Here is a 7,892-nt window from a genome sequence, read left to right as displayed (position 1 = left end):
ATGCGTTAGCTGCGTCACCGACATGCATGCATGCCGACAACTAGCACTCATCGTTTACAGCGTGGACTACCAGGGTATCTAATCCTGTTTGCTCCCCACGCTTTCGCGCCTCAGCGTCAGTATCGGGCCAGTGAGTCGCCTTCGCCACTGGTGTTCTTCCGAATATCTACGAATTTCACCTCTACACTCGGAGTTCCACTCACCTCTCCCGAACTCAAGATATCCAGTATTAAAGGCTGTTCCAGGGTTGAGCCCTGGGCTTTCACCTCTAACTTAAATATCCGCCTACGCGCCCTTTACGCCCAGTAATTCCGAGCAACGCTAGCCCCCTTCGTATTACCGCGGCTGCTGGCACGAAGTTAGCCGGGGCTTCTTCTCCGGGTACCGTCATTATCTTCCCCGGTGAAAGAATTTTACAATCCTAAGACCTTCATCATTCACGCGGCATGGCTGCGTCAGGCTTTCGCCCATTGCGCAAGATTCCCTACTGCTGCCTCCCGTAGGAGTTTGGGCCGTGTCTCAGTCCCAATGTGGCTGATCATCCTCTCAGACCAGCTATGGATCGTAGCCTTGGTAGGCCTTTACCCTACCAACTAGCTAATCCAACGCGGGCTACTCCAATGGCGATAAATCTTTCCCCCGAAGGGCACATACGGTATTAGCTGAAGTTTCCCTCAGTTGTTCCGTACCAAAGGGCATATTCCCACGCGTTACTCACCCGTCCGCCGCTCACCCGAAGGTGCGCTCGACTTGCATGTATTAGGCCTGCCGCCAGCGTTCGCTCTGAGCCAGGATCAAACTCTCAGGTTGAGTTGAGCACTGACCTAGCGTCCTCAGTATCCGAAGATACTGACTGGCATAGTCATCTTTAGTTCTTGACGAGTTCCCATTCACATCGATGCCCCGAGGCCGAAGCCCAAGGGAATTGATATTCATGGTGTGTCTTCAAGAGACCGCAGATTTCGTCAGTGTCGAGGTTACCTGGTTAGGGTAACCGCCAGGACACCGCCGCCTGCGTTTCTCTTTCCAATTCAACGATGTCAAAGACCCGACTGGCTTTCGCCCGCCCCACTGTTTAGCGCCGGTGGCCGGCGGAGGCGGCTATCTAGTGGCCGACCTCTTTGGTGTCAATCAGTCCTTTCGGACTTTTCCGCAAACCTCTGAAAGTCCCGAAGGTCTCCCAGAAAAAAGCGCAAAAACCACACCGGGCCGCCGAGGGGCAACCCTCATACAGTCGGTAGCGATTCGATTGAGGCTCGGGAAAATACCCATCTAGAGGGGAATTGCAAGGGGAATTTCTCCCCCTTCGAACCACTCCGGTTAGGCCCCGCCCGAGCGGGAGGCGGTATCTAGGGGTCGCCCCCCTGACTGTCAATCGCCGTCTTTGAGCGGAATGAATTTCATGGGTCCGTCACACGGCCCCGCCCCTTGCCGCCCCGTGCGCGGGGCCTATGAAGGACGCCGAACGGAGCCATCGGGAATGTTGTCGCAAAAGGCGAAGTACGCGCTGCGGGCGCTCGTGGAGCTGGCCCGCGCCGACGGCGCGCAACTGACCGCGGGCGAGCTGGCGCTACGAGCCGACGCTCCGCGCAAATTCCTGGAGGCGATTCTTCTGGAGCTGTCGCGCCAGCACCTGGTCACCAGCCGGCGCGGCAAGTTCGGCGGCTACCTCCTGGCGCGCGCACCGGCGGAGATCAGCTTCGCCGAGGTGATCCGCGTGGTGGACGGCCCCTTGGCGCTGGCCCCCTGCGTGAGCCCGCGACTCGGCCTGCGTAAGTGCGACGATTGCCCGGACCTGGCGGCCTGCGCGCTGCGCGAGGCGCTGGCGCGGGCCCGCGACGCCACCGCCGAGGTCCTTGAGGCCTATAGTCTGGAGGCCGCCGTGGCCGCCAGCAGCGGTCCGATCGTTCAGCTGGCGGCGATATAGGCCTTTAGCCCGTCGGCCTCGGCCTCGACCTCGCTGATCTTCGACTTTACCAGGTCGCCGATCGAGACGATGCCGACGAGCCGCTCCTTTTCGCAGACCGGCAGGTGCCGGATCCGCCGGTCGGTCATGCGGCCGAGCAGCGAATCGACCGTCTCGCCCGGCTGGGCGAAGAGGACGTCCTTCGTCATGACGCCGGAGACCGGCCGTCCAAGCGCAGCCGCGCCGCCGTTGGCAAGTGCGCGCACCACGTCACGCTCCGAGACGATGCCGACGACCTGTTCGGCGTCGAGCACCACCAGCGCGCCGACCTTTCTGGAATTCAGCAGCGCCGCCACCGCCGCGATGGTCTCTGTGGGGGCGATGGTGAAGACGCTATCGCCCTTCGAGCGCAGGATTTGGGAGACAAGCATCGGACGTTCCTCGCTTTCTCTTCTTGTTGTTGAGAACAGCGTCGCGCCGAATAGCGTTCCACACAATGCACGCCCGCGTGAGGCCTCGGCGGTCTAGGCCTTGGGCGTGCAGTCCACCGCCGGCGCCGGCGCCGGTGGTGCAAGGTTCGTGTTCAGCGAGGGCGAGGTCCGGAAATCGAACATGTCCTCCAGCGTCCATGCATGGGCGTCGCGCGCCGTAAGGTGCTGGGTCGCGCCGTCGGACCCGGTCAGGAATCGCTTCTCGATCAAGGCCAGCATCGAGGTGTGATCGGCGATCCGGTGCGACACATAAGCCTTCTTGGCGAAGGGCGAGATCACCATCAGCGGCGCGCGGAACCCAAGCTGGTCGAAGTTGGGACAGGCGGCCGGATAGGGCTTGGCCGGATCGTACTGCGGGCAGATCCCCAGAATCTCGTCATAGGTCGTGCCGATCTTGCGTTCCCGCGCGCAGACCACGCCGCCACCCTTTTTCGCGGCCGCCGGCACGAGCGGGCCGTCGGCGCAGTCGCCCGGGTTCAGCCCGTCCGGGGTGCGCTTGCCGCCCTGCGGCGCCGGCGGCGGCTTGACGTGGTCATAGAAGCCGCCGGCCTCGTCGTAGGTGATCAGCACCGCGCTATCCTTCCAGTAGGGCCCGCGGCGCAGGTCATTGAGCAGCTCCGACACCCAGGCCTGGCCGCGCTGGATGTCGCTGGAGGGATGCTCGTCGCTGTTGGAATTGTGCTGGAAGTAGCCCTTGCGCGCGTTGACCCAGACCACCGACGGCAGGTCCTTGGCGCCCGGGGCGCCCTTCAGCCGATCCAGGAGATCGGCGTGCGTGATGAAGTGCGGGTCGCCGAGACGCAGGTAGGCCAGCCCCTCCGGCACATCCTGGAAGGACTCGGCCCAGTCCACGTGGGCGGCGCTCAGCAGGTCGTAGATCGTGCCCTGCGGCGGCCGGTAGCCACCGGCCGGCGGGGAGACCTCCTCGTCGGTGATGTGGCCGAAGAAACTGCCGGTCAGGTGGAAGGCGTGGTTCGGGTCGCTGGCGCCGAGGAGGGAGCCGAAATAGCGGTCGCTGATCGCGAACTTCTCCGCCACGTCATAGTAAAAGGGAATGTCGGCCTGGGTGTAGAACGCCATGGCGCGGCCGCCGTCGGCGGGGCCCGTCCGGTGGGTGTCCGGCGCCATGATGTCGTTCTGCATCACGAAGCCGTCGTTCCTGGGGTCGGTGAGCGACCGCTCCGGATGGGCGAAGTTGGCGTCGCGGTGGCTGCCCTGCCACTCGTGGTCCAGATCGGGCGCGATGCAGCGGTTGGCCGCGTGGAAAGCGTGGACCTTCCGCCCGTCGGCATGGGCGTTCCAGTCGTCGCAGGTCAGCGCCCCATCCGCCGACTGCCGGCACTTCAACCCGTCGACGCAGGCATGGTCCGTGGCCGCGCACGGCCGGCCCTGGCGATAGGGCGAGCCCGGCGCATAGGGCAGCACCCCGAAATAGTGATCGAAGGAGCGGTTCTCCTGGAAGATGACAATGATGTGCTTGAGGTTGGAAAGGCCGCTATCCGGCTTTCCCGCAGCAGCGGCCGGGCCGGCGACGGCGAGCCACGCCATGGCCATCGACGCCGCCAATGCCGAAGCCAGAAACCGCTTCATCGTCCCTCCCCTGGCCCGGACCGGCCTGCCCGTGACGGAGCGGGACAGAGCCCGCAGGCCGGGTCAAGGGGATGCACCGGAAATGCGAACCCTTGACGTCAGGCCTTCGGCGCCAGCCGTGCGAACGGGCCGATCAGCAGCACGCCTACAGCGAAGCCGGCGATGTGGGCCTCCCAGGCGACGCCCGCATTGCCTGCCCCCGGCAGGAACCAGCCGCCGACCAGGGCGATGATCAGGTTGATCGCCAGCCACGCGCCGCCCATGGCCAGCACTGGCTTGGAGAACATCGGCCCGACGCGGCCCTCCCCGCCGATCAGCCGCGCCGCGGCGCCCATCAGGCCCGAGACCGCGCCCGAGGCGCCCACGATCAGCACATGGCCGCCTGGGTGCAGCGCCGCATAGCCCAGATTGGCCAGCACCCCGGTCAGCACATAGAAGCCGAAGAACAGCAGCGCCCCCTCCAGCTTCGGCCCGAACAGCCGCGCCAGCGGAGCTGAGAAGGCCAGCGCGAAGGCGCCGTTCATCATCGCGTGCGCCCAGCCGCCATGCAGGAAGATCGAGGTGATCACCGTCTCCCAGCGTCCCGGCGCCAGATTGACCGGCGCGAAGGCGTAGGCCGCCAGGATGGCGTCGACCGGGAAAAGGGTCTGCACCGCATAGCCACCGACGATCAGGACCACGACCGCCACGGCCTGCCAGGGTGCGTTGAACACCGGCTCGCGTCCGCGTTCTTCCTGCGCTGGCTGCGGTTCAGGTCCCGGCGGCCATTGCGGAGGTTGCGGCGGCGTCTCTTCGAAACGTGATTCAGTCATCGGCCTCATTTAGGCGGTTTGTCGCAGTTGCGACACTGCCCCCTTCTTGCCTTGCCGCCGCCACTTCGCTTGGCGATGGTGCAGCCTCTGCCATTTCCGGACGCCTTCAGGACATTTCTATGATCCGTTCCCTGCGCGCGGGCGCCGCCCTCGCCGCCATTCTGTCCCTCACCGCGCCCAGCTTCGCCCAGGCGATAGGCCTGCCGCATCTGCCGAAGATCAGCCTGCCCGGCTCCAGCGGCGGCCCTGCGATGGAAAAGCTGCCGCCGGGCGAGTGGCCGCAAGCCCACTCCGACGTGCGCCCCGACCCTGACATCCGCTTCGGTTCGCTGCCCAACGGCATGCGCTATGCAATCAAGCGCCAGGCCATCCCGCCCGGCCAGGCGGCGTTGCGGCTGCGCTTCGACGCGGGCTCCCTGATGGAGACCGACTCCCAGCAGGGCCTGGCCCACTTCCTCGAACACATGGCCTTCAACGGCTCGAAGAACGTGCCCGAAGGCGAGATGGTCAAGATCCTCGAACGGCACGGCCTGGCCTTCGGCGCCGACACCAACGCCCAGACTGAGTTCGACCAGACCGTCTACAAGCTCGACCTGCCCAAGACCGACGACGACACGGTCGACACCTCGCTGATGTTGTTGCGCGAGGCCGCCTCGAACCTGACCATCGCTCCCGACTCCCTCAACCGCGAACGCGGCGTCGTCCTGTCTGAGGAGCGCGCCAGCGACAGCCCCGCCTATCAGGTGTTCAAGCAGCGCCTCGGCTTCCTGCTGCCCGGCGAGCGCATGCCGACGCGTCTGCCGATCGGCAAGGTCGATGTCATTCAGCAGGCGCCGGCCAGCCTGATCGCCGACTTCTATCACCACTACTACCGCCCGGAACGCGCCGTGCTGGTCGCCGTGGGCGACTTCGATCCCGCGGCCATGGAGGCCAAGATCAAAGCCCGGTTCGGCGATTGGAAGGCCGTGGGCCCCGCCGGCCTCGAGCCCGACCTCGGAAAGGTGATCGATCGCAAGACCGAGGCCAAGGTGATCGTCCAGCCGGGCTCACCGCTCAGCCTCCAGGTGGCCTGGGTGCGCGCGCCAGACCTGCGCGCCGATCGTCTGGCCAAGCGCCGCAGCGACCTGATTGAGCAACTCGGCTTCTCGGTGCTGAACCGCCGGCTGTCGGCGCTGGCGCGTTCGCCGCAGCCGCCGTTCCTGGGCGCCGTGGCATTCAAGGCCGACCAGGGCCACTCGGCCGAGGTCACAATGCTGAACCTGGTGTCGTCACCCGACGGTTGGCGCACGGCGCTTGCGGCCGTCGACCAGGAGGAACGCCGCGCCGTGCGTTTTGGCGTGCGCCAGGACGAGCTCGACCGCGAGATCGCCGAGGAGCGCGCCAGCGCCCAGGCGGCGCTGTCCGGCGTGGCCACTCGCCGCCCCTCGCAGATCGCCGACGAGATCGTGGGTTCGCTGTCCGACCAGGAAGTGGTCACCAGCCCGGCCGACGACCTGGCGTTCCTCGAAGCCACCGTGAAGGGGCTGAAGGCCGACACCGTCTCCGAGGCGCTGAAAAGCGCCTTCGCCGGCCAGGGTCCCCTGGTGTTCATGGCCTCGCCCAAGTCCATTCCGGGCGGGGAGCCCGCCATCCTGGCGGAATACGCCTCGGCCCAGAAGATGGCCGTGGCCGCGCCGAGCGCGCCGCACGAGGCGACCTGGCCCTACGCCAGCTTTGGCGAACCCGGCAAGGTCGCCGAGACCAAGGATGTCACCGACCTCGACACCGTCTTCGTCCGTTTCGAGAACGGCGTGCGCCTGACCGTGAAACCGACCAAGTTCCGCGACGACGAGGTGCTGGTCCGCGTCAACGTCGGCGACGGCCTGCAGGACCTGCCCAAGGACCGCCAGAGCCTCGCCTGGTTCGGCAACGCCTTCATCGAGGGCGGCCTGAAGCAGATCGACAGCGAGGACACCGAACGCGTCCTGGCCTCCAAGGTCTACGCCGCCCGCTTCGGCGTCGGCGAGGACGCCTTCGTGCTGTCCGGCTCGACGCGGACCGACGACTTGGCCACCCAGATGCAGTTGCTCACCGCCTACGTGGCCGATCCCGGCTGGCGCAGCGAGGCGTTCAAGCGTCAGCAGACCGCCGGCAAGACCGTCCATGACCAGATGGAGGGCACCGACGGCGGAGTGATGGGCCGCGAGCTCTCCGGCCTGCTTCACGCCGGCGACCGCCGCTTCACCTTCCCCAGCCGCGACGACATCGCCAAGGCCCAGCTTGCTGACCTGCAGGCCCAGATCGCCCCGCACATGGCCAACGATCCCATCGAGGTGGTGATCGTCGGCGACGTGACGGTGGACAAGGCCATCGAGGCGGTCGCCCGCACCTTCGGCTCCCTCCCCGCACGCCGCGCGGCCGAGCCGGTGCCCGCCGCCCAGAAGGCGGTCGGCTTCCCGGCCGCCACGGCCAAGCCGGTGCTGCTCACCCACAAGGGCCGCGCCGACCAGTCGATCGGCTACGTAGCCTGGCCCACCAACGACCTCTGGGCCAACCCGCAACAGGCGCTGGAAAACGATGTGCTGGGCGAGGTCATGGACCTGCGGCTGATCGACGAACTGCGCGAGGCGCAAGGCGTCACCTATTCGCCCTCGGTCAGCTACACCCACAGCCTGACCTGGACCGGCTGGGGCTATCTGGCCGCCAGCGTCGAGGTGCCCCCTTCCAAGCTCGACGGCTTCTTCCGCGACGTCGGGAAGATCGCCGACGACCTGCGCACCAAGGACGTCACGCCTGACGAACTGGAACGCGCCAAGAAGCCGCGGATCGACAAGATCGAAAAGTCGCAGGTCACCAACCAGTACTGGCTTTCGGAGCTTTCCGGCGCCCAGGCCGATCCGCGGCGGCTCGACTTCATCCGCCACATCATCCCCGGCACCGAGAAGATCACCGCCGCCGACGTGAAGCACGCCGCCCAGCTGGTGCTGAGGGACGACAAGGCCTACCGGCTTGAGGTCGAACCCGAGGGCAAGGACAAGGTCGCCCAAACCCAGGCAGGCCCGTACCGCTCGGTTCAACCCTCAATGCCGGTCTCGCTCCCGTGACGATTCGCAG

At 66.1% G+C, this 7,892-nt stretch carries 5 protein-coding genes and 1 rRNA gene; 2 read left to right on the top strand and 4 right to left on the bottom strand.

What is annotated here, in order from left to right; translation table 11 throughout:
* A 16S ribosomal RNA gene (locus E8A12_RS01735) occupies nt 1–810 on the bottom strand; the annotation flags it as partial.
* Nucleotides 811–1,480: 670 nt separating this feature from the next.
* Between E8A12_RS01735 and E8A12_RS01730 the strand changes: the two genes are divergently transcribed.
* Entirely contained in the window at nt 1,481–1,927 is a 447-nt protein-coding gene (locus tag E8A12_RS01730; protein WP_293366029.1) for an Rrf2 family transcriptional regulator, read from the top strand.
* Here E8A12_RS01730 and E8A12_RS01725 read toward each other — a convergent pair.
* The 3 genes from E8A12_RS01725 to E8A12_RS01715 all read right to left on the bottom strand — a co-directional run bounded on the left by E8A12_RS01725 (nt 1,909) and on the right by E8A12_RS01715 (nt 4,799).
* The gene (locus tag E8A12_RS01725) at nt 1,909–2,337 is read right to left on the bottom strand and encodes a CBS domain-containing protein (RefSeq protein ID WP_293366028.1); all 429 of its coding nucleotides are present in this window, start codon (nt 2,335–2,337) and stop codon (nt 1,909–1,911) included. The two genes, E8A12_RS01730 and E8A12_RS01725, sit on opposite strands and share 19 nt — an antisense overlap.
* A 93-nt stretch (nt 2,338–2,430) precedes the next feature.
* Nucleotides 2,431–3,987: an alkaline phosphatase family protein gene (locus E8A12_RS01720; RefSeq protein WP_293366027.1), complete on the bottom strand. Its 1,557-nt coding sequence runs from the start codon at nt 3,985–3,987 to the stop codon at nt 2,431–2,433.
* Between the two features lie 98 nt (nt 3,988–4,085).
* Nucleotides 4,086–4,799, bottom strand: a complete 714-nt coding sequence (locus E8A12_RS01715; RefSeq protein ID WP_293366026.1) for a rhomboid family intramembrane serine protease — start codon at nt 4,797–4,799, stop codon at nt 4,086–4,088.
* 119 nt (nt 4,800–4,918) lie between these two features.
* Here E8A12_RS01715 and E8A12_RS01710 point away from each other — a divergent pair, with 119 nt between their 5' ends.
* Entirely contained in the window at nt 4,919–7,882 is a 2,964-nt protein-coding gene (locus E8A12_RS01710) for an insulinase family protein (RefSeq protein WP_293366025.1), read from the top strand.
* Nucleotides 7,883–7,892: the final 10 nt, after the last annotated feature.

This window comes from Phenylobacterium sp., from assembly GCF_004799395.1.
GTDB lineage: Bacteria > Pseudomonadota > Alphaproteobacteria > Caulobacterales > Caulobacteraceae > Phenylobacterium.
The sequence above is the reverse complement of the archived record's forward strand: the minus strand, read 5'-3'. Positions and strand labels throughout refer to the sequence as shown.